Genomic DNA, 20,748 nt, shown 5'->3' on the forward strand with positions numbered 1-20,748 from the left:
CACCCGCCCCGTCGAAGTGGCCGAGGATCAACCCGGCAAGCGGCCCGCCGACGATGCCGCACAAGCATATCGAGCTTTTGAAGTACGAATTGATCCGTGCCCGGCGCTGGCTGGGGTACCACTGGGTAAAGAAATACAACGCCCCCGGCACAAAGCCAGCTTCCATCAGGCCAATCAAAAAACGCAGCACGTAGAACCAGGTTTCACTGGCCACGAACATCATGCAGGCCGACGTGATACCCCAGGTGACCATGATCCGCGCAATCCACAACCGCGCGCCCACCCGGTGTAGCAACATGTTGCTCGGCACCTCGAAAAGGAAATACCCCACGAAGAACAAGCTCGCGCCAAGGCCATAGACCGAGTCGCTGAAGCCCAGATCGCTTTGCATCTCAAGCTTGGCGAAACTGATATTGACGCGGTCGAGGTAGGCAAACAGGAAACAGCAAACGAACAACGGCACGATGCGCCAATTGACTTTGCGGTACAGGCGCTCTTCGATTAGCGCGGCGCTCTGGGTGAGCGCACCGAGGGTGGTGGCGTGAGCGGGCATGGGATTCAAACCTCTTTTTATAAATGGACCCGGGCATGCAGGCTGCCAGCAGCGGCGCAGGCCTCGGGCGATGTGAAGCGTGCGCCGGGTGCTTTAAAGCACCGCAACACCCCCTATGTCGAATACCGCCTCGGCCTGCCCAACGCTGTTGACCAATGGCTCGCCAAATTCGGCCAGGCTAACCTCGAATCGGTCCCCTGGGCGCGGGGCGATACCGTCGGCGAACGAGAGCGTGGCGGTGCCGAAAAAATGCACGTGCACATCGCCCGGGCGCAGGAACTGCGCGTACTTGAAGTGGTGGTATTCAAGGTTGTCGAAGCTGTGGCACATGTTGGCAGCGCCGCTGAGAAAAGGCTTTTCCCAGAGCACTTGGCCATCGCGCAGGATGCGGCTGGTACCTTCCAGGTGCTCAGGCAGCGCCCCCAGCCGCAGTTCCGGGCCATAGGCACAAGCCCGCAACTTGGAATGGGCCAGGTACAGGTAATTGCGCCGCTCCATCACATGGTCGGAATACTCGTTGCCCAGGGCATAACCCAGCCGGTAGGGGCGGTGGTCCGGGCCGATCACATACAACCCGGCCAATTCCGGCTCTTCGCCGCCGTCTTCGGCAAACGGCGGCAACGGCAAGGCCGCACCGGGGCGCACGACGATTCCGCCATCCCCCTTGTAGAACCACTCCGGTTGTACCCCCACCTGGCCCGCCGGCGGCTTACCGCCTTCCACGCCCCATTTGAACACCTTCATGCTGTCGGTCAGGGCGCTTTCATCGCCTACCTGCTGGTGCATCTTGTCGCGGGTGGCGGCACTTCCCAAGTGGGTAAGGCCTGTACCGGTGACCAATAGGTGGGCCGGGTCCGGGTGGTCCAGCGGCGGCAAAATGCGCAGCTCATCAAGCAGTTGCCGGTAATCGAGCACCGCCCCCAGGCCCAGCTTGGTCACCTGGCCGGCCAAATCGCCGCCCTGCTCGATGGCGGCCAACGCCAGTTCGCGCACGCTAGCGGCGCCCTGCACCTCGCGCACCTGGTCACCCTGCACCACACCCACGCGGCGTTCGCCGGCGGCGGTTTGAAATTGCACTAATCGCATAAGGTTCTCTCTTTTATCAACTAAGGCGTGAACGGGCGCTGGCGGCGAACTGCTCGGGGGCCAAGGCGTGGCGCCGCTCCAGCACGCGGTAAACCACAACGGTGAGCAGCAGCCCGCACAGCATTACCGCCGCCAAAAAGTAAAGGCCGCTGGCCAGTTGGCCGGTGTGTTGCTTGAGCGCACCGATCGCGAATGGCCCCAGGTAACCGCCTAGGTTACCCACCGAGTTGATCAAGGCGATGCCCGCCGCGGCGCTGGCCCCGGCAAAAAAACGCCCCGGCAGCGTCCAGAACACCGCTGTGCAGGAAAACAGCGAAAAGGCCACCGCGCACAGGGCGGCCAATTGCAGCACCGGGGTGGCGAACCAGGCGCTGAAGAACAACCCCAGCGCGCCGAGCACGTAAAGCCCGGCCAGGTGGCCGTAGCGGTCGTTGAAGCGGTCGGAGCTGCGCGGCACGATCAGCAGCCCGGCGATGCCGAACACGTAAGGCACCGCCGAGACGAAACCGGTGGTGAGGTCGCTGCCACCGAATTGCTGGACCAAGGTGGGCAGCCACAAGCCCAGCCCGTAAATACTCAGCGTGACCGGCAGGTAATACAGCGCCAATAGCAGCACGCGGCGGTCTTTCAAGGCGTGCAACGGGTTACCGTGGCGGGTTTGCCCGTAGGTGTGCAGGTCGTGGGCAAGCTCGCTGGCCAGCCAGTTTTTTTCGCTGTCGCTGAGCCACCTCACCTGCTGCGGGCCGTCGGGCAGCCAGCGCAAGGTGGGCCAGGTCAGCAGCATCGCCGGCAGGCCGACGGCGATGAACAGCCACTGCCAACCGTGCAACCCGCCCGCCCCTTCCAAGCCCAGCAGCGCGCCGGATAACGGCCCGGTGATCAGCATGGCAATGGGCTGGGACAAAATGAACAGGCCCATGATTTTGCCGCGGTGGCGTACCGGGTACCACTGGGTGATGTAGTACAGCACCCCCGGGAAGAACCCGGCCTCTGCCGCGCCCAGCAAAAAGCGCAATACATAGAAGCTGTATGGCCCCTGGATCAGCGCCATGGCGCAGGTGATCGCGCCCCAGGTAATGAGGATGCGGGCGAACCAGCGCCCCGCCCCGAACCGCTCCAGCCACAGATTGCTTGGCACTTCGAGCAAGAAGTAGCCAATGAAGAACAGCCCGGCACCCATGCCGTAGGCGGCATCGCCGATGCCGGCGTCGGTGCTCATGTGCAGCTTGGCGAACCCTAGCGCCGAACGGTCGACGTAGGCCACCAAGTACAACAGCACCAGGAAGGGAACGAGCTTGAGGGTGATGCGCCGTATGAGCGCGAGTTCCTGGCCCATGGGGGTGGTCTCCACGTTGTTGTTGTTATGGAAACAGCGAGCAGGCCCTGTGGGCTGCCCATGTGCGAATGACTATAAAGTAATACTATTTACCGCACAACCACTTCACATCTCGGTTTTTTCGGCCTATCTTGGCCGTATCCGGCTTTATTAAGTCTTACAATAAGAGAAATAACCATGTCTGATAAAAAACCCACCCTGCGTTCGGCCCAGTGGTTCGGCAGCAACGACAAGAACGGCTTCATGTACCGCAGCTGGATGAAAAACCAAGGCATCGCCGACCATCAGTTCCACGGCAAGCCGATCATCGGCATTTGCAACACCTGGTCCGAGCTCACCCCCTGCAACGCCCACTTCCGCCAGATTGCCGAGCACGTCAAGCGCGGCGTGATCGAGGCCGGGGGCTTCCCGGTGGAGTTCCCGGTGTTCTCCAACGGCGAATCGAACCTGCGCCCCACCGCCATGCTCACCCGTAACTTGGCCAGCATGGACGTAGAAGAAGCGATCCGTGGTAACCCGGTCGATGGTGTGGTGCTGCTCACCGGCTGCGACAAAACCACCCCGGCCTTGCTGATGGGCGCGGCCAGTTGCGACGTGCCGACGATCGTCGTGACCGGCGGGCCGATGCTCAACGGCAAGCACCACGGTCGCGACATCGGCGCCGGCACCATCGTCTGGCAAATGCATGAGGCTTATAAGGGCGGGCTGATCAGCCTGGATGAATTCCTCTCGGCCGAAGCCGGCATGTCGCGCTCAGCCGGTACCTGCAACACCATGGGCACCGCCTCGACCATGGCGTGCATGGCGGAATCCCTCGGTGTATCGCTGCCGCACAACGCGGCCATCCCTGCGGTGGACTCACGCCGCTACGTGCTCGCACACATGTCGGGCATGCGCGCGGTAGACATGGTCAAGGAAGACCTGCGGCTGTCGAAGGTGCTCACCCGCGAAGCGTTCGAAAACGCCATCCGGGTGAACGCAGCGATCGGCGGCTCAACCAACGCCGTGATCCACCTCAAGGCTATCGCCGGGCGCATCGGCGTGCCACTTGAGCTCGACGACTGGACCCGCATCGGCCGCGGCACCCCGACCCTGGTCGACCTGCAACCGTCCGGGCGCTTCTTGATGGAAGAGTTCTACTATGCCGGCGGCCTGCCAGCCGTGTTGCGCCGCCTGGGCGAGCACAACCTGCTGCCGCACCCCGATGCCTTGACCGTCAACGGCAAAAGCCTGTGGGAAAACGTAAAGGCGTCGCCTATTTATGGCCAAGACGAGGTGATCCGCGCCCTCGACAACCCCCTGGTGGCCGACGGCGGCATTTGCGTGCTGCGCGGCAACCTGGCGCCGCAAGGCGCCGTGCTCAAGCCCTCCGCCGCCACCCCGGCGCTGATGCAGCACCGTGGCCGCGCGGTGGTGTTCGAACACTTCGAAGACTACAAAGCACGCATCAACGACCCAGACTTGGACGTGACCGCCGATTCGATCCTGGTCATGAAGAACTGCGGGCCGAAGGGCTACCCGGGCATGGCCGAGGTCGGCAACATGGGCCTGCCAGCCAAGCTGCTGGCCCAGGGCGTGACCGACATGGTGCGTATCTCCGATGCGCGCATGAGCGGCACCGCCTACGGCACCGTGGTGCTGCACGTAGCCCCCGAAGCCGCCGCCGGCGGGCCGCTGGCCGCGGTGAAGGAAGGCGACTGGATCGAACTGGACTGTGCCAGCGGCCGCTTGCACCTGGACGTCAGCGCCGAGGAACTCGCCGCCCGCCTGGCCGATTGGCAGCCGCCGCAGAACAACTTCATCGCCGGCGGCTACCGGCAGTTATACATCGACCATGTGATGCAGGCCGACCAAGGCTGTGATTTTGACTTCCTGGTCGGCTGCCGAGGGTCGGAGGTGCCACGGCATTCGCATTGAGCGAATGCCCGCTCATGCTTGCGGTGAAGGGCTCGCAGCTTGTAGCTTTAGCGCCTTGATTCGACAGAGCCGCCCCACCCCATGGATTACCGCAAACCGTCCGACCGCAAGAGCATGCATGCGCGCATCGTCCAGGACATCGGCATGGGCATTGTCGCCGGGCAATGGCAACCGGGGGTTAAGCTGCCCCCAGAGGCCAGTTTATGCGAGGAGTACGCGGTCAGCCGCCCGGTGTTGCGTGAGGCTACGCGGGTGCTGGTGGCCAAGGGGCTGGTGTTTTCCAGGCCCCGTGTGGGCACGGTGGTCAAGCCGCGCGGTGACTGGCACTTGCTCGACCCGGATGTGCTGCACTGGTTGATGCAAAGCACCCCGCAGAACGATTTCTTCGCCATGCTCACCAGTGTACGGGCGATCATCGAGCCGGCGGCCGCTGCGCTGGCTGCGCAGCATGCCAGTGCCGAAGACGTGTTGGCGATCGACGAAGCCTACCAGCGCATGGAAGCCTCGGGGTCGGCCGACGCCCTGCTGGAGCCAGACCTGGACTTTCACAGCCGCATCGCCGAAGCCACCCACAACGACTTGCTTACACACCTGTGCAACATGCTCGCCGCGGCGTTGCGCGAGGCGCTGCGTTATTCCAACCAGCGGCCGAACCTGCACGAGCTGGCGCTGCCCCGGCACAAGGCGATCCTCACCGCCATCCAGAACCGCGACGCACTGGGCGCGCGCCAGGCCGCCCTGGTGCAATTGGACGACGCCCGGGATGCGCTGGGGGTGGTACTGGGCAAGAACCTGGGGCTGTGAACTAAATAGCCCACAGCGGCGCGCGCCACGCCCGCCCCAGCCACACCCCCGCCAGTGCCAGGGCGGCGCCTACGAAGTGGTACGCCGCCAATTTCTCGCCCAACCAGAGCACCGCGGCCAATGCCACCAACACCGGGATCAGGTTGAGGAACAGGCTGGCCTGGCTCGGGCCAACGGCCTGTACGCCATTGATCCATAGCCAGGGCGCGAGCACCGAGGCGATGAGGCCGGCATAGAGCACCAGTGGGACATTGGCCGGGGTCAGCGCCGAACGTTCGCTCAGGCCGTACCAGGGCAGCAGGAACACCAGGGCGCAGCCCACCTGCACGGTCAATTGTGCCCAACTGCCAAGCGGCAAATGCCAGTGGCGCAACAACACCCCATACAGGGCGTTAGCCAATACGGCAAGCAACATCAACCCATCGCCGCCGCCCATCTGTATCTGGGCGAGGTTTGCCAAGTGGCCCCGGGCGATCAACCACAGCACACCACCCACCGATACCACGCCGCCGCACACGGCGCCCCGGGTAAGGCGTTCGCCGGCGAGCAAGCTGCTGAGCAGTGCCGAGAACAGCGGCGACAAGGCAACCAGGATGCCCATGTTGGTGGCGCTGGTGGTCTGGGCGGCGTAATACGCCAAGCCCTGGTAAATCACCATGCCCAAGGTGCCCAACGCCGCTAGCTTGGGCCAATGCCGGCACACCTGGGCACGTGCGCGCCATAGCCCCGCCGCGGTGAACGGCAGCAACACTACAAACGCCAGCAGCCAGCGGTAAAACGTGATCGACGCCGGGCCGATAAGCCCGGCCGAGAGTTTGGTCACCACGGTATTGCCCGCCCAGATCACCACGGTGAACAACGGAAACAGTTGCAACATAACCGGCACCCGGCCGGGTTGTTCAAAGGTGGCCATCGGAAGGTCCGTTTCTTATTGGGCAAGCGATTTAGCCAGAGAACACCGCACCGGGCAAACATCGGCAACACAGATACTGTATATACATACACTTTTCGCTTGCCTGAAGCAGGCCGCTGGCCCATGCTGGCGGCCTGTTCAACGGTTGCTCAATCGCCCATGCGCCTTTTTCTGTGTGAAAAACCCTCGCAAGCCAAGGACATCGCCCAGGTGCTCGGCGCCCGTCGCCGGGGCGACGGCTGCTGGGTAGGCCAGGGCGTCAACGTCACCTGGTGCATCGGCCACCTGCTGGAAACCGCGCCGCCCGACGCCTACGACGCTCGCTATAAAAAGTGGGCGCTGGCAGACCTGCCGATTATCCCTGGCCAATGGAAGATGCAGGTCAAGGGCAAGACCGCGGCCCAGTACAAGGCGGTGAAACGCCTGCTAAGCGAAGCTCGCGAGGTGGTGATCGCCACCGACGCCGACCGCGAAGGCGAAATGATCGCCCGCGAACTGCTCGAACACTGCCGTTATCGGGGCCCCGTGCAGCGGCTATGGCTGTCGGCGCTGGACGACGCCTCCATCCGCAAGGCCCTGGCCGCGCTCAAGCCGGGCGCGGAAACCTTCAACCTGTATCATTCGGCGCTAGGCCGGTCCCGCGCCGACTGGTTGATCGGCATGAACATGAGCCGGCTGTTCACCCTGCTCGGCCGCCAGGGCGGCTACCAGGGCGTGCTCAGTGTGGGCCGCGTGCAAACGCCCACCCTGCGCCTGGTGGTCGACCGCGACCGCGCCATCGCCAGTTTCGTGCCGGTGCCCTATTGGGCCATCGACGTACCCTTGGCCACCGAGGCCGGCAGCTTCACCGCCCAGTGGCAGGCGCCGCCGGCGGTGTGCGACGAGCAAGGGCGTTGCCTGCAACGCAGTGTGGCCGAGGCCGCCGCCGCGGCCATCAGCCGCGCCGGGCAGGCGCAGGCCACCCAGGTGAAGGTCGAGCGCGTGCGCGAAGCGGCGCCACTGCCATTCGACCTCGGCACCCTGCAGCAGGTGTGCTCGAAAAAACTCGGCCTGGGCGCGCAAGAAACCCTCGACATCGCCCAGGCGCTGTATGAAACCTACAAGCTGATTACCTACCCGCGCAGCGACTGCGGTTACTTGCCGCTGAGCCAGCACGGCGAGGCGCCGACGATTCTGCGGGCCCTTGCCCAGGCCGACAGCGCCCTGCTGGCCTTGGCCCCGCACTTGTTGCCCACGCGCCGCTCGCGGGCCTGGAACGACGCCAAGGTCGGTGCCCACCATGGCATCATCCCCACCGCGGCCGCCGGCGCGCTCGCGCGGTTGCCCGCCAAGCACCAGGCGGTGTACAGCCTGGTGCGCGCACGCTACCTGGCGCAGTTCCTGCCGGACCACGAATACGACCGCACCCGCGCGGCCTTCGACTGCGCCGGGCAACGGCTGCAGGCCACCGGCAAGGTGGTGGCCGAACCGGGCTGGAAGCGCGCCCTGCCCGAAGCACTGGCCACGGCACGCGGCGCGCCACCGGTGCAGGCCCTGCCACCGCTGCAGCCAGGCCAATGGTGTTCGGTGGGCAAGCTGCAGCTCAAAGACATGCTTACCCAGCCGCCTAAGCCCTACACCGAAGGCGACCTGATCGGGGCGATGAAAAACGTCGCCAAACTGGTGGACGATCCGCTGCTCAAGCAAAAGCTCAAGGAAACCACCGGGATCGGCACCGAAGCCACCCGCGCCAGCATCATCCAGGGCCTGCTCGAGCGCGGCTACCTGGCCAAGCAGGGCAAGGCGTTGGCGGCCACGCCCGCGGCGTTCAGCCTGATCGATGCGGTGCCACGGGCCATTGCCGACCCTGGCACCACGGCGATCTGGGAGCAGGCACTGGACATGGTGCAAAGCGGCGAAATGCCGCTGGAAGCGTTCGTGGCCAAGCAGTCGGCCTGGATGAGCAAGCAGGTGCAACGCTGCATGGGCTTGCAGTTGAGCATCAGCGGCCCGGCTTTGGGCAAAAAGAAGGCCTGGGGCAAGGGCAAGCGCAAGGCGCCGTCGGCGCGTAGGCCGCCAGCGCCAAGCCGCAAGAAACCCCGTGAGGCCTAAGGCCGTGCCCAGCCCTTAGGCCAGGCTCTTGCTCACCACCTCATACACATCGCTCGACAACTCGCCGGAAGCCAGAATCCGCTCCAGCTCAGCCTTCATCAACGCTTGGCGAGCGCTGTCGTATTTGCGCCAGCGGGTCAACGGCGCCAACTGCCGCGAGGCGATCTGCGGGTTGAAACCGTTGAGCTCGATCACGATGTCGGCCAGGAAACGGTAGCCGCTGCCGTCGGCGGCATGGAAGTTCACCAGGTTCTGGCTGGCGAACGCACCGATCAATGCGCGGACCTTGTTCGGGTTTTTCATCGTGAACGCCGGGTGCAGCATCAGCGCCTTCACCCGCGTCAAACCGCCGGGCAGGGTGCTGCCGGCCTGTACGGTGAACCACTGGTCCATCACCAGCGGGTTGCCCTTGAACTGCTCGGCGAAACGGTCCAGGGCGGCCGCGCGCTCGCGTTCGAACGGCGAGTTGACCAGCACCGCCAGGGCGGTGAGGCGTTCGGTCATGTTGTCGGCGTTTTCGAACTGCTCCAGCGTCGCGGCCAACACGTCTTCGCGCTCGCTGAGCATCAGGTAGCTCAGGGTGATGTTCTGCAACGCGCGGCGGGCGAAGTGTTCGGCGCTGGCCAGGTACGGCGTGACTCGGGAAACCTCGCGGTTAGCCTGGTAGCGGCGCCACAGCCGGGCATGCAGATGGTTGGCCAACTGCTTGCGCGCCACGTCGCGGGCCGCATGGATGGCGTCGACGTCGGCCACCTCGCTGATTTCCGTGAGGTAGGCCTCACCGGGCAGCGAAAGCATTTCAGCGACCATGGCCTGGTCGAGGCTGTCGTCGTCCAGCAGCGTTTCGAACGCCTGAAGCAAGCGCACATCGGCCACCAGCGGCTGGCCGGCCTGGTATTGGCCGATCATGTCCTGCAGCACCTGCACCGCCAGCTGCTGGCCGGCCTCCCAGCGGTTGAAGCCATCGCTGTCGTGCTGCATCAGAAACATCAACTGGTCACGGTTGTAGGGGAAGCTCAGCTTCACCGGTGCACTGAAGCCACGCAGCAGCGACGGCAACGGCTTGGCCGGCACGTCGAGGAAAGTAAAGTGCTGTTCGGCTTCAGTGACCGCCAACACCCTGGTGGTGCCCTGGGGCGTGGCTTCGCCCTGCAGGCGCAACGGCAAGGCGCGGCCCTGGGCGTCGAGCAAACCCAACTCCACCGGAATCACGAACGGTTGCTTCTCGGCGCTTTCCGGGGTGGCGGGGCAGCTTTGGCGAAACGACAGGGTATAGGTATTGGCGCTTTCGTCGTATTGTTCGCTGGCGGCCAGCCGTGGCGTACCGGCCTGGCTGTACCAGCGTTTGAATTGGCTGAGGTCCACGGCATTGGCATCTTCCATGGCCTGGACAAAATCATCGCAGGTCACCGCCTGGCCGTCGTGGCGCTCGAAATACAGGTCGCTACCTTTGCGAAAACCTTCGGCGCCAAGCAAGGTACGCAGCATCCGCACCACCTCGGAGCCCTTTTCATACACCGTGAGGGTGTAGAAATTGGAGATTTCCATGAAACTTGCCGGGCGTACCGGGTGGGCCATGGGGCCGGCGTCTTCAGCGAACTGGTGGGTGCGCAGGAAGGCGACGTCTTCTATGCGTTTAACGGTGCGCGAGTTCATGTCGGCGGAGAACTCGGCGTCGCGGAACACCGTGAAGCCTTCCTTGAGCGACAGTTGGAACCAATCGCGGCAGGTCACGCGGTTGCCGGACCAATTGTGGAAATACTCGTGGGCCACCACCGCTTCGACCCGCTGGTGCGCCGCGTCGGTGGCGGTTTCGGCCTTGGCCAGCACGCAACTGGAGTTGAAGATGTTCAGGCCCTTGTTTTCCATGGCGCCCATGTTGAAGTCGTTCACCGCCACGATCATGAAGATGTCCAGGTCGTACTCACGGCCATAGACCTGTTCATCCCAGCGCATGGACTTTTTCAGGCTGTCCATGGCGTGCTGGCACTTGTCGATGTTCTCCGGCTCCACGTAGATGCGCAGGGTCACATCCCGGCCAGAAGCCCGGGTGAAAGTATCTTCGACGCACCACAGGTCGCCGGCGACCAGGGCGAACAGGTAGGCGGGCTTCTTGAACGGGTCTTCCCAGGTGGCCCAGTGGCGGCCGCCTTGGTCTTCACCTTGGGCGACCGGGTTACCGTTGGAAAGCAGGATCGGGTACTTTTGCTTATCAGCCGACAACGAGGTGGTGAACGTGCTCATCACGTCGGGGCGGTCGAGGTAATAGGTGATCTTGCGAAAGCCTTCGGCCTCGCATTGGGTGCAAAACAACCCGCTGGATTTGTACAGCCCCTCCAACGCAGTGTTGGTTTCCGGGTGGATGCGCACGCTGCTGTCGAGGGTGAATTGCTCGGCCTTCGGCTGCAGGCTCAAGTGATCTTCACTGAGCTGGTAGTCAGCGCTGCCCAATTCGGCGTCATCGAGTTTGAGCGACAGCAACTCCAGTTGCTGGCCATCGAGCACCAGTGGTGGCAGGCCACCGCCGGCGGCGGGGTTGCGGCGCATCACCAGTTGCGCGTGGACCAAGGTATGGTCATCGTGCAGTTCGAAGGTCAGGTGCGTTTCGTCGATCAGGTAATCGGGCGCCTGATAATCCTTGAGGTAGATCGTCTTGGGCTGTTCGGTACGCATGGGCCTAGTCCTTGTTACTGGTGCACGGCGAGTTGGTAGGCCGTGTATTTGCGAATGTTGATCACGCCAGTGTCGAATATCATGTATTGACCCTTGATGCCCATCAGCGTGCCTTCGGCAACCGGCGCCTTGTCGAGGTTGAAGCTGGCGACCTTGGCCGGGTAAGCCTGCACCGGGTAGCGAATGTTCACCACCTCGGCGCCCGGCAGCGGTTGGATGGCCTGCAGGCCAAAGCGCGCGTGCAGCGCGGCCAGGCCCCCGGCGCAGCGATCGAAGAGCATTTCTCGCGCCTCGGGCAGGTCCAGCGGCGGCGCGTCACCCTTGAGCAGCGCCCGCCAATTGGTGCGGTCGGGCACATGGGCGCGGAACAGGTCTTCGACCAGCCCCGACTGTTGCCGGGTGGCCACCCGCAGAATCGGCAGCGCCTGGCTGGCGCCCTGGTCGAGCCAGCGGGTGGGCAACTGGCTGGCGCGGGTGATGCCGACCTTGATGCCCGAAGAGTTGGCCAGGTAAACGATATGGTCGGCCATGCAGAATTGCTCCCCCCAGGCCGGCTCACGGCAGGTGCCTTGGTCGTAATGGCACCTTTCCGGGCTCATGATGCACAGGTCACAGGCCGCCAGCACCTGCATGCAGGGGTAGCAATAGCCCTGGCTAAAGCTTGTTTTGGTGCGCCGCCCACAGTTCACGCAGTGGATCTGCCCCAGGTATTCCAAGCGCAGGCGCTGGCCGATCAGCGGGTTCAACGGCACCGAGGTGTCGCCCAGCGCCAAGCCGTATTGAACCACCGGTGCTTGCAAGCGCACGGCCATTTTACGAACGGAACCACGGCCCAGTTCGATCAATGGATGGCATCCGACTTGAACAGAATGTTCGGCACCGGGGCCGCCTTGGAACTGCACTGCTGCGGGCCCATGTAACCGGTACGCTGGTCTTCGGGGACGTTTTGCAGTTCCCAGGCGATCACCGCTTGCAGCGACAGCTCCTTCTGCTCCTGGGTGAGTTTGCGGCCGTCGGACCACTTGCCCAGTTCGACAGCGGTCTTCAGGCTCTCGTAGATTTCCGGGGTGATGTTCTCGATCAGTTGGGCAAACGTGCTCATCGGTGTATCCAAGGCCAGTAACGGTAGATTTACCCTAGTTTACGCCGCGCCAGCGTGCCGCCCAATAACCCTGTGGCACAACCGACCAATAAACCACCCACATGGGCCCCGTTGGCGATTTCGCCGAAGCCCAGCAGCGACACGAACCCCGACAGGCACAACCCCAGCCACGCCAACATCATCACCAACACCCCGCGCGGCATATGGTACAGCGGGGTAGGCGCGCGCCACTGGTACAGCCAGATGTGCCCAAGCAAACCATACAGCACCCCCGACAGCCCACCGAACAGGCTGGGGCCGCTCCACAGGTATTGGATCACGTTCGACACGGCGCTGAACCCCAAGCTTAGCCCCAACAACGCCCAACTGCCTTGGCGCCACTCGATGCGCCTGCCCAGCTCCCAGAACCACAGGCTGTTCATGGCCAGGTGCAAGATGCCGAAATGGATGAACATCGGCGTGACCAGCCGCCACACCTGCCCGGCAGCCATGGAACTGGCCCAGGGGCGGAAGTAGGCCAAATCCCCCTGCACGCGAAAGTCGAGAAAGGTCAACCAATGCAGGGGCTCCAAGTGCTCACCCAGCAGGCTGAGGGCACCCACCACCAGGCACAGCAACAGGATACCGGTGGTGACCGGGCTGGCCTTGAGCTGCTGCTGCCACCCCGGGCGGCTGTGCGCCGGGGGCTCGAAACCCAATGCGGCGCTGTCCACTTCGCCCTGGGCGTAGCGTTCGTACAGGTGGCGGATGTCTTCGGCCTCGCGCTCGTTGCGGGCCCAGAGTACCTGCTCGCCGCCCTCTTCGCTGACCCGGTGCGGCACGCGCAGGCGCCGCAATACGCCGATGAACGCCGACAGGTCCACCACCAAGGGCAGGCGTAACACCACCACTGCGCTCATGGCGCCAATTCCGGGCGCTTCACGTCGACCCACACGAACTTGTGTGGGTCGATCGCCGTTTCGGCGTCCAGCCGGTAGGCCACCAGCTTGCCGTGAAGCACGGCGCTGTAGTCCAGGCAGGCCAGGTTGGGCCGCAGCGGCGCCGGGTGGCCGTCACGCCAGTAATGGCCAACGAACAGCATGGGCTCGTGGGCGCCATAGCACAGCAGCGCCTGCTTTTGGTCCGGGCTCAGGCGCTGGCTGGCCACCTCATCGGGTAATGCATCGGGCTGGAACACGATATCGCCGTAGGTTTGCGGGTCTTGCTCCCAGAACTTGGTCCGAAAGAATGCCCGGGTCAGGCCATCGCCGCCGGTGAGCGTGCGCCCGCCCGGCAAGCGCATGTCGGTACCGCGCAGCAAGCGGTCGAACGCCTGCGCGGCGAAGCTGCCGGGCAACGCCGACTGCTGTATGAACGGCTCATCGACGCAGGCATTGGGGAACATCGCCTTGAGTGGGTCGACCAGCGCTTGATCCCAGCAGGCATGCACCAGGCGAAAACGCCCTGCGTCGACGAACAACGGCAGCGTATAGAACCAGCCCACGAAAGCTTTCCAATCATCGGGGTGGCGCTCGAATTGCTCCAGCGTGGCGCCAAACAGCCGCCGATGGCGCGGGGTGTGCTCGCGCACCCAGGTTTGGCCGGTGCCGGCCGGGGCGCGGGTGTGCCAGCCCAGCGCGTTGTACTCATGGTTGCCCATGATGCAAAACGCTTCGCCCGCCTCGACCATGCCGTGCACGATATGCAGCGCCTCGCGAATACGCGGGCCACGGTCGATGATGTCGCCCAGAAACACCGCCTGGCGCCGCGGATGGCGCCATACCCCGCCCTGCAGGCGATAACCCAGCACATCGAGCAGGTGTTCGAGGGTGTTCGCGCAACCGTGTACATCGCCGATCAGGTCGTAACTTCGCGCAGGGTCGAGCATCAGTCGCCTCCGCCGCCGCCCAAACGGCTACCCCAGCCCAGCTTGGTTCGGCAGACTTCGTAATAGTTGTGGTCCAGCGGGTGGATCAAGCGCAGCTTCTGCGGCTTTTTCTTCACGGTAATGGTGTCGCCGGGCGCGCAGGTGAAATGGTTCTGGCCGTCGCATGAAACCTGTGGGTAGATGGTCAAGTCCTTGGACACCACGATTTTCAGCTCGCTGTTGCCATCGACCACGATCGGCCGGCTCGACAGCGTATGCGGGTACATTGGCACGATCACGATGGCGTCGAGTTTGGGGTGCATGATCGGCCCACCGGCCGACAACGCGTAGGCGGTCGACCCTGTGGGCGTGGCGACGATCAGGCCGTCGGCTTTTTGGCTGCACACGAACTGGCCGTCGATCCAGATTTCGAATTCGATCATCCGGGTAGACTTGCCGGGGTGCAGCACCACGTCGTTGAGCGCATCTCCCTGGCCAATGGCTTCGCCATGGCGGCGTACTTCGGCTTCGAGCAAAAAACGGTTTTCGACCAGGTAGTGGCCGTCGAGCACCTCGCCCACCTTCACTTCCAACTCGTCGGGGCGGATATCGGTCAAAAAACCCAGGCTGCCGCGGTTGATGCCCAACACCGGGGTATGGTGGCGTGCCAGGGCACGGGCGGCCCCCAGCAGGCTGCCGTCGCCGCCCACCACGATCACCAGGTCGCACACCTCACCCAGCAACTTGCGCGCACTGACCTGCAGCCCATGCCCAGGCAGCACCTCGGCGATGCTGTCATCGAGGATCACCTGCAGGTGGCGGTCGAGCAGGTAGCGCTTCAGGCGGCGGACGGTGTCTACCACTTGGGTGCTGCCGAGGCGGCCGATGATACCGATATTGCGAAATTGCTCCATGGTGCTCCCGACACTACTGGGCTGGCGTGTGCGTGGGATTATGGGGGAAAGCGCGGGGTTGGGCCAAATCGGATTCAGCGGGCACCTAGCCTGATACCTGGGCACCACTACTAGGCTCTGTACGAAATGTATCTGCGCTCGGTGAGGCCGCGTTGAAAACAGGTACGGATGTAATCACGGATGTAATCACGGATGTAATCACGGATGTAATCACGGAATGCTCATTTACAACCAGTAAACCCGGGTGCGGGCCCTGTCCGCTTCCTCGCCTGTTTTCGCCTTGCCTCACCTTCGCTCGAAAATATTTCGTACAGAGCCTACAAAAACGACCGAAATGCTAGGGGAAAGGCGATACCTCTACAGTGTATGTACACCAATTAAGCAACTGTACCTGCAAGCCGGCCTCCGGAGTGTGCTCAACTATTTATCTGGGCCGTAGAACCGAACAGATGAACCTTCGGCGGGTACGGTACATTGCTCTACCCTTCCCACTGTGGCGTTTCATAGTGAGGAGCCATAGCAGCGCTATGGCCAAGCGCGGCAACGCAGCACGGCGGCAAAAGGCATCGTCAACATCGTGCAGCCTACTTCTGAGACGCCATACTAGCCTCCCATGAACCCCTTCGAATCGCTCGCCACCCTGCCCCTGCAATTGCGCCACGACGCCGTGCGCGACCTGGCCTGGGCCTTGACCAGCCCGCCGCTGTTGGCCCATAGCGCGTGGCCACAGCGCCACCCGCTGCACGCCAGCGAATGGGCACAGGCGCCCCAGCGCCTGGCCGCTTGGCTGCACACGCTGGACGCCGAGCCCTCGGCGCTGCTGGCGTTCCTGGCGCAACGCTCGGTACGCCGGCTGGGCCTTTACTACGAGCGGCTATGGCAATTCGCCGTGGCCGCCGCGCCGGGCGTGGAGCTGCTGGCCGCCAACTTGCCAGTGCGCGACGGCGCCCGCACCTTGGGCGAGTTCGACATGCTGCTGCGCGACGCGGCCGGCACCCACCATGTGGAGCTGGCGGTGAAGTTCTACCTGGGGCCGCCCAACGGCCATGGCCGCAGCACTTCCGAGTGGTTGGGCCCCGGCTGCCACGATCGGCTCGACCGCAAGCTGGCGCACCTGGGTGAACAACAATTGCGCCTGGCCCAGCAGCCGGCCGCCACCACGGTGCTCGCCGCGGTAGGCGCCTGCCAGCCGGTGGCCAGCCTGTGGTTGGGCGGCTACCTGTTCTACCCTTGGCCGCGAGGCGGGCTGGCCGCCCTGGGTGCGCACCCGGCGCACCTGCGCGGTACCTGGCTGCATCGCCGCCATTGGCGGGCCTTTGCCGACAGCGTGCCGCATGCCCGCTTCAGCCCCCTGCCCCGGGCACGCTGGCTGGCCCCGGCGGCTAGCCTGCAGGGTTTGGACGGCGAACAGCTCGAACACTGGCTGCAGGGCCAGGAACCGCTGATGCAAGCCCAGATGGTGGTGCGGGTGAACGCCGAAGGGGATGAACAGGCGCGGCTGTTCGTGGTGCCGGACCCATGGCCGGCGTTGCCGCGCAAATATTGAAACAGCGCTGCGGGCGCCCAACGTGGCGCGCCGGGGGTTTATAGCCCGCTGCCCATTACTTGTTCTTTTTCAGCCTTTTTTTCGCCTTCTCGGCCACCGCTTTTTTCTCCGAGTTTTTCATCGCCTTCCAGCCTTTGATTTCGTCTTTGGCGCGCCCGCAGCCGCGGCATATGCCGTCGCGCAGCTTGCAGTCGGAGATACAGGGGTTCTTGACGTCTTTGGCCACCCGTTGATTCCTCGGTAGGGTTGCCCTTTCGACACAGCGAACGGCATAAGATTGCACGCCGTAAAAAGCCCCTCACGGGAGGGGCTTTGTGACCGCCAGCCGTTACACGATCACCGGGTTTCAGCCACGCCCAGTTCATCCTTGGGGTTGGCCAGTTCCAACGGCGTGCCGCCGGAGGCCAATTCACGCTGCAGCGTGTCTTCGTCCAGTTGGCCGACCCACTTGGCGACCACCAGCGTGGCCACGGCGTTACCGACCAGGTTGGTCAGGGCGCGGGCTTCGGACATGAAGCGATCGATGCCCAGGATCAGCGCCAGGCCCGCCACCGGCAGGTGGCCCACGGCCGAAAGGGTGGCAGCCAGCACGATAAACCCGCTGCCGGTGACCCCGGCGGCACCTTTGGACGACAGCAGCAGTACCGCCAACAGGGTGATCTGGTGGGTGATGTCCAGGTGAGTGTTGGTGGCCTGGGCGATGAACACCGCGGCCATGGTCAGGTAGATCGACGTACCGTCGAGGTTGAACGAATAACCGGTCGGGATCACCAGGCCGACCACCGACTTATTGGCACCAGCGCGCTCCATCTTCACCAGCAGGCGCGGCAGGGCCGACTCGGACGACGAGGTGCCGAGCACGATAAGCAGTTCTTCACGAATGTAACGCACCACGCGCAGCACGCTGAAGCCGTGGATACGGGCCACCAGGCCGAGCACCAGCAGCACGAACAACACGCAGGTGATGTAGAAGCACAGCATCAGTTGGCCCAGTTGCACCAGCGAGCTCACGCCGTAGGCGCCGATGGTGAAGGCCATCGCACCCAATGCACCGAGCGGGGCGAGCTTCATGATCATGTTGATGATGTTGAACATGCCGTGGGCGAAACGATCGATCAGGTCGAGCAGCGGGCGGCCATAGTCACCCAGGCGGTGCAAGGCGAAGCCGAACATCACCGAGAACATCAGCACCTGCAGCACGTCACCCTTGGCAAACGCACTGTAGATGGTGTCGGGGATGATGTTGAGGATAAAGCTCACCACGCTCTGGTCGGCGCCCTGAGACACATAGCTGGCGATTTTCGAGGCATCCAGGGTCGCGGGGTCCACATTCATGCCGGCGCCGGGCTGTACCACATTGACCACGATCAGGCCGATGATCAGCGAAAAGGTAGAAATCACTTCGAAATACAGCAGTGCGTAGCCGCCGGTTTTGCCCACCGCTTTCATGCTCTGCATGCCAGCGATGCCGCTCACCACGGTGCAGAAAATGATCGGCGCGATCACCATCTTGATGAGTTTGATAAAGCCGTCGCCCAGTGGTTTGAGCGCCTTGCCGGTGTCGGGGTAAAAGTGGCCAATCAGGACACCGATGATGATCGCGACGATCACCTGAAAGTACAGCGATTTGTAAAGCGGCTGGCGAGTCGTCATAGCAGTTTCCTCAGGCGTATCGTCCGGCAATCCCTTACCCAACGGGCACGACACCTTGTACACGAACCCCCCTGGCTGGGGGAATTTGTTGTTGGCGGGGCCCACGCACGATGGCAGGCCTGGCTATGAGAGGGCAAAGGGCGTGCCAGCTTATGCCGGGCAAGCGTTTCGCCAGCACTGATGGGCGCTGCAAGCAGTATAGAAGCTCAGGGCATCACAGCGATGCATGGCGAAAAACCGCCAAACGCAGGGCTATGGCGGCGTTGGTTGGCGGAAAACCGCCATCAAGCCTGGCGAAAACGAACCCGCACGGCCGCGCCGCCCAGGGCCGAGTCCGCGAGCACCAGTTGCGCGTCGTAGCTGTCGATGATGTCTTTGACCACCGCCAGGCCGATGCCCTGGCCTGGGTGTTGGGTATCGAGCCGTTCGCCGCGCTTGAGTATGCGGTCACGCTGGCCGGCCGGCACGCCGGGGCCGTCGTCCTCGATGCACAGCGTTAGCCCGTGGGCATCATGCTCCAGGCGAATGTCGATACGCCCCAAGCACAGCCGGTAGGCGTTTTCCAACAAGTTGCCGAGCAGTTCCAGCAGGGCACCCTGTTCCATCGGCAAGTAGGCCGGCTCGGGCAGTTCCATGTGCACCTGCACCGGCTTGTCGCGGTACACCTTGCTCAAGGTGGCGCACACACTTTCGGCCAACGGCCGCAGAGCTACGCGGTCGCGCACTAGGCCACTTTTGCGCAGGCTGGCGCGCTGCAACTGGTAGCCGATCTGCTGGCTCATGCGCTCGATCTGCTGTTGCAGGATGAGCGCTTGCTCCAGGTCTTGGCCACGCTGGGCGATGTTTTCGCTCACCCCTTGCAACACGGCCAGCGGGGTTTTCAGGCTGTGCGCCAAGTCGCCAAGGGAATCACGGTAGCGCCTGCGCTGCTCGCGTTCGCCGCGCAGCAGCCGGTTGAGCGAACGGGTCAGGCGCAGTAGCTCACGGGGGTGGTCGTCAGACAAGCCATCACGGCGGCCCGCCTCGACCTCGTCAAGTTCCAACGTCATCCGCCCCAGCGAGCGCAGCGCCCAAGTCAGGCCGCCCCAGAGCAACAACAGCAACACCAGCAGCGCCGCGCCAAAGCCCAGGTAGAAATGTTCGCGCAGGCTTTTGAGGGTGTTTTGGTAATCGTCCACCGACTGCAAAGCCAAAAAGCTGTACGCCGCGTTCTGCCCACCGAGCAGTTTCACTTCGACGTCGTACACCCAGTACTCGCGGCCATCATCGCCTGCAGCGCGGGAAAACACATTGCCTTGGCCATCGTAGCGTGGGCTGTAGCTCACGTTCTCCTCGGCCGCAGCGCGCGAGCGCCACACCAGCTTACCCTGGCGGTCGTACACATACCCCAGCAAACGCCCATCCGGCAGGTTGAAGCGTTCGTCCGGCAACAACGCCGGCATGCGCAACTGCCCGCCCTCGACCCGCGCCGATGAAATCAGCGTGGTCACGTCCGAGGCCAGGCGCTGCTCGATGGCCTCTTTCAGCGCCAGGCTCACCGCACTTTGCAGGGCCGGCAGCAGCCCGAGCATGAACAACACGGCGAGGATGGCCGCCGCCAGCATCAAGCGCAGGCGCAGCGAGCGGGTCACCGGCAACGCTCGGTGAACAAGTAGCCCAGCCCGCGCACCGTTTCGATCGGCCGAAAGCCTTCAGCGGCCTCGAGCTTGCGGCGGATACGCCCCACCAGCACTTCGACCACGTTCGGATCGCGTTCGCCGTCATCGGGGTAAAGCTGCTCCATCAAGCGGTCTTTGGCCACCACTTGTTGGTGATGGCGCATCAGGTATTCGAGGATGCGGTACTCGAATGCGGTAAGGCCCAGCGGTTGGCCGGCGAGCATACCCTGCTTACGGTTCAGGTCCAGCAGCAGAGGCCCGGCAGTGATGGAGGCCTGGGTAAAGCCGCTGGAACGGCGCAGCAAGGCATGCAGCCGCGCCTCGAGTTCTTCGTATTGGAACGGCTTGACCACATAGTCGTCGGCCCCGGCCGCCAGGCCCTCGACTTTGTCTTGCCAGTTCCCGCGGGCGGTGAGAATTAAAATCGGAAAGCTTTTGCCGGCCGAGCGCAGTTGGCGGATCAGGTCCAGCCCGCCCATGCCCGGCAGCCCCAAGTCGATCACCGCCAGGTCGTGGTTGTATTGCTCGGCCTGATACAGTGCCTCTTCGGCGTTGGCCACCGCCTCGACCACATGGCCGCTGTCGCCCAACCGTGTGCGCAGGTGATGGCGCAACAGCGCTTCATCTTCCACCACCAGTAGTTTCATTGATGCCTC

At 63.7% G+C, this 20,748-nt stretch carries 18 protein-coding genes; 4 read left to right on the plus strand and 14 right to left on the minus strand.

The annotated features are described in order from the left end of the window. The 3 genes from HAQ05_RS24865 to HAQ05_RS24875 all read right to left on the minus strand — a co-directional run. Positions 1–553 (minus strand): MFS transporter (locus tag HAQ05_RS24865; protein WP_190426041.1); only part of this gene is annotated, 553 nt, incomplete at its 3' end. Between the two features lie 93 nt (positions 554–646). After that, the gene (araD1, locus tag HAQ05_RS24870; protein ID WP_190426044.1) at positions 647–1,639 is read right to left on the minus strand and encodes an AraD1 family protein; all 993 of its coding nucleotides are present in this window, start codon (positions 1,637–1,639) and stop codon (positions 647–649) included. Between the two features lie 16 nt (positions 1,640–1,655). Continuing rightward, the gene (locus tag HAQ05_RS24875) at positions 1,656–2,975 is read right to left on the minus strand and encodes an MFS transporter (RefSeq protein ID WP_190426048.1); all 1,320 of its coding nucleotides are present in this window, start codon (positions 2,973–2,975) and stop codon (positions 1,656–1,658) included. A 177-nt stretch (positions 2,976–3,152) separates the two neighbouring features. Here HAQ05_RS24875 and HAQ05_RS24880 point away from each other — a divergent pair, with 177 nt between their 5' ends. Beyond that, a complete protein-coding gene (locus tag HAQ05_RS24880) occupies positions 3,153–4,892 on the plus strand; it encodes an IlvD/Edd family dehydratase (RefSeq protein ID WP_190426050.1) in 1,740 nt (579 codons plus the stop codon). Between the two features lie 81 nt (positions 4,893–4,973). Continuing rightward, complete coding sequence (locus HAQ05_RS24885; RefSeq protein WP_190426053.1) at positions 4,974–5,696, plus strand: FadR/GntR family transcriptional regulator; 723 nt, start codon at positions 4,974–4,976, stop codon at positions 5,694–5,696. A gap of 1 nt (position 5,697) precedes the next feature. Here the strand turns inward: HAQ05_RS24885 and HAQ05_RS24890 are convergent, their stop codons facing one another. Continuing rightward, entirely contained in the window at positions 5,698–6,573 is an 876-nt protein-coding gene (locus HAQ05_RS24890) for a DMT family transporter (protein WP_190426127.1), read from the minus strand. A gap of 195 nt (positions 6,574–6,768) precedes the next feature. Here HAQ05_RS24890 and HAQ05_RS24895 point away from each other — a divergent pair, with 195 nt between their 5' ends. Beyond that, a complete protein-coding gene (locus HAQ05_RS24895) occupies positions 6,769–8,700 on the plus strand; it encodes a DNA topoisomerase III (protein WP_190426057.1) in 1,932 nt (643 codons plus the stop codon). 15 nt (positions 8,701–8,715) lie between these two features. Here HAQ05_RS24895 and pepN read toward each other — a convergent pair whose 3' ends face one another. From pepN to HAQ05_RS24925, 6 genes are read right to left on the minus strand one after another with little or no spacing between them, the layout of a single operon-like run. Then, positions 8,716–11,373, minus strand: coding sequence for an aminopeptidase N (gene pepN / locus HAQ05_RS24900; protein ID WP_190426060.1), 2,658 nt, complete (start codon positions 11,371–11,373; stop codon positions 8,716–8,718). A 14-nt stretch (positions 11,374–11,387) separates the two neighbouring features. Beyond that, positions 11,388–12,218 (minus strand): DUF2797 domain-containing protein, encoded by an 831-nt coding sequence (locus HAQ05_RS24905; RefSeq protein WP_190426063.1) that lies wholly within the window; start codon positions 12,216–12,218, stop codon positions 11,388–11,390. Next, positions 12,215–12,475, minus strand: a complete 261-nt coding sequence (locus HAQ05_RS24910; protein ID WP_190426065.1) for a YeaC family protein — start codon at positions 12,473–12,475, stop codon at positions 12,215–12,217. The genes HAQ05_RS24905 and HAQ05_RS24910 overlap by 4 nt, the downstream gene beginning before the upstream one ends. Before the next feature lie 29 nt (positions 12,476–12,504). Beyond that, positions 12,505–13,374, minus strand: coding sequence for a rhomboid family intramembrane serine protease (locus HAQ05_RS24915; protein ID WP_190426075.1), 870 nt, complete (start codon positions 13,372–13,374; stop codon positions 12,505–12,507). Next, the gene (locus HAQ05_RS24920) at positions 13,371–14,342 is read right to left on the minus strand and encodes a metallophosphoesterase (RefSeq protein ID WP_190426078.1); all 972 of its coding nucleotides are present in this window, start codon (positions 14,340–14,342) and stop codon (positions 13,371–13,373) included. The genes HAQ05_RS24915 and HAQ05_RS24920 overlap by 4 nt, the downstream gene beginning before the upstream one ends. Then, the gene (locus HAQ05_RS24925; protein ID WP_190426081.1) at positions 14,342–15,235 is read right to left on the minus strand and encodes an NAD(+) kinase; all 894 of its coding nucleotides are present in this window, start codon (positions 15,233–15,235) and stop codon (positions 14,342–14,344) included. The genes HAQ05_RS24920 and HAQ05_RS24925 overlap by 1 nt, the downstream gene beginning before the upstream one ends. A gap of 613 nt (positions 15,236–15,848) precedes the next feature. On the opposite strand from HAQ05_RS24925, the gene HAQ05_RS24930 reads away from it, so the two are divergent. Continuing rightward, positions 15,849–16,781, plus strand: a complete 933-nt coding sequence (locus HAQ05_RS24930) for a DUF1853 family protein (protein ID WP_190426084.1) — start codon at positions 15,849–15,851, stop codon at positions 16,779–16,781. Between the two features lie 55 nt (positions 16,782–16,836). Here HAQ05_RS24930 and HAQ05_RS24935 read toward each other — a convergent pair whose 3' ends face one another. The 4 genes from HAQ05_RS24935 to HAQ05_RS24950 all read right to left on the minus strand — a co-directional run bounded on the left by HAQ05_RS24935 (position 16,837) and on the right by HAQ05_RS24950 (position 20,739). After that, on the minus strand, positions 16,837–17,007 hold the full coding sequence (locus tag HAQ05_RS24935; protein WP_190426089.1) for a DUF1289 domain-containing protein: 171 nt from the start codon (positions 17,005–17,007) through the stop codon (positions 16,837–16,839). Between the two features lie 110 nt (positions 17,008–17,117). Next, on the minus strand, positions 17,118–18,434 hold the full coding sequence (locus HAQ05_RS24940; protein ID WP_190426091.1) for a dicarboxylate/amino acid:cation symporter: 1,317 nt from the start codon (positions 18,432–18,434) through the stop codon (positions 17,118–17,120). 284 nt (positions 18,435–18,718) lie between these two features. Continuing rightward, the gene (locus HAQ05_RS24945) at positions 18,719–20,038 is read right to left on the minus strand and encodes an ATP-binding protein (RefSeq protein WP_194718569.1); all 1,320 of its coding nucleotides are present in this window, start codon (positions 20,036–20,038) and stop codon (positions 18,719–18,721) included. Between the two features lie 23 nt (positions 20,039–20,061). Further along, complete coding sequence (locus HAQ05_RS24950; protein WP_190426096.1) at positions 20,062–20,739, minus strand: response regulator; 678 nt, start codon at positions 20,737–20,739, stop codon at positions 20,062–20,064. Between the last annotated feature and the right edge of the window lie 9 nt (positions 20,740–20,748).

This window comes from Pseudomonas typographi, from assembly GCF_014694385.1.
Classification (GTDB): domain Bacteria; phylum Pseudomonadota; class Gammaproteobacteria; order Pseudomonadales; family Pseudomonadaceae; genus Aquipseudomonas; species Aquipseudomonas typographi.

What these genes read in the sequence shown, in the direction of transcription:
- araD1 (WP_190426044.1), bottom strand. Translation starts at nt 1,639, where the DNA reads ATGCGATTAGTGCAATTTCAAACCGCCGCCGGCGAACGCCGCGTGGGT.
- HAQ05_RS24875 (WP_190426048.1), bottom strand. Translation starts at nt 2,975, where the DNA reads ATGGGCCAGGAACTCGCGCTCATACGGCGCATCACCCTCAAGCTCGTT.
- HAQ05_RS24880 (WP_190426050.1), top strand. Translation starts at nt 3,153, where the DNA reads ATGTCTGATAAAAAACCCACCCTGCGTTCGGCCCAGTGGTTCGGCAGC.
- HAQ05_RS24885 (WP_190426053.1), top strand. Translation starts at nt 4,974, where the DNA reads ATGGATTACCGCAAACCGTCCGACCGCAAGAGCATGCATGCGCGCATC.
- HAQ05_RS24890 (WP_190426127.1), bottom strand. Translation starts at nt 6,573, where the DNA reads ATGTTGCAACTGTTTCCGTTGTTCACCGTGGTGATCTGGGCGGGCAAT.
- HAQ05_RS24895 (WP_190426057.1), top strand. Translation starts at nt 6,769, where the DNA reads ATGCGCCTTTTTCTGTGTGAAAAACCCTCGCAAGCCAAGGACATCGCC.
- pepN (WP_190426060.1), bottom strand. Translation starts at nt 11,373, where the DNA reads ATGCGTACCGAACAGCCCAAGACGATCTACCTCAAGGATTATCAGGCG.
- HAQ05_RS24910 (WP_190426065.1), bottom strand. Translation starts at nt 12,475, where the DNA reads ATGAGCACGTTTGCCCAACTGATCGAGAACATCACCCCGGAAATCTAC.
- HAQ05_RS24915 (WP_190426075.1), bottom strand. Translation starts at nt 13,374, where the DNA reads ATGAGCGCAGTGGTGGTGTTACGCCTGCCCTTGGTGGTGGACCTGTCG.
- HAQ05_RS24920 (WP_190426078.1), bottom strand. Translation starts at nt 14,342, where the DNA reads ATGCTCGACCCTGCGCGAAGTTACGACCTGATCGGCGATGTACACGGT.
- HAQ05_RS24925 (WP_190426081.1), bottom strand. Translation starts at nt 15,235, where the DNA reads ATGGAGCAATTTCGCAATATCGGTATCATCGGCCGCCTCGGCAGCACC.
- HAQ05_RS24930 (WP_190426084.1), top strand. Translation starts at nt 15,849, where the DNA reads ATGAACCCCTTCGAATCGCTCGCCACCCTGCCCCTGCAATTGCGCCAC.
- HAQ05_RS24940 (WP_190426091.1), bottom strand. Translation starts at nt 18,434, where the DNA reads ATGACGACTCGCCAGCCGCTTTACAAATCGCTGTACTTTCAGGTGATC.
- HAQ05_RS24945 (WP_194718569.1), bottom strand. Translation starts at nt 20,038, where the DNA reads ATGCTGGCGGCGGCCATCCTCGCCGTGTTGTTCATGCTCGGGCTGCTG.
- HAQ05_RS24950 (WP_190426096.1), bottom strand. Translation starts at nt 20,739, where the DNA reads ATGAAACTACTGGTGGTGGAAGATGAAGCGCTGTTGCGCCATCACCTG.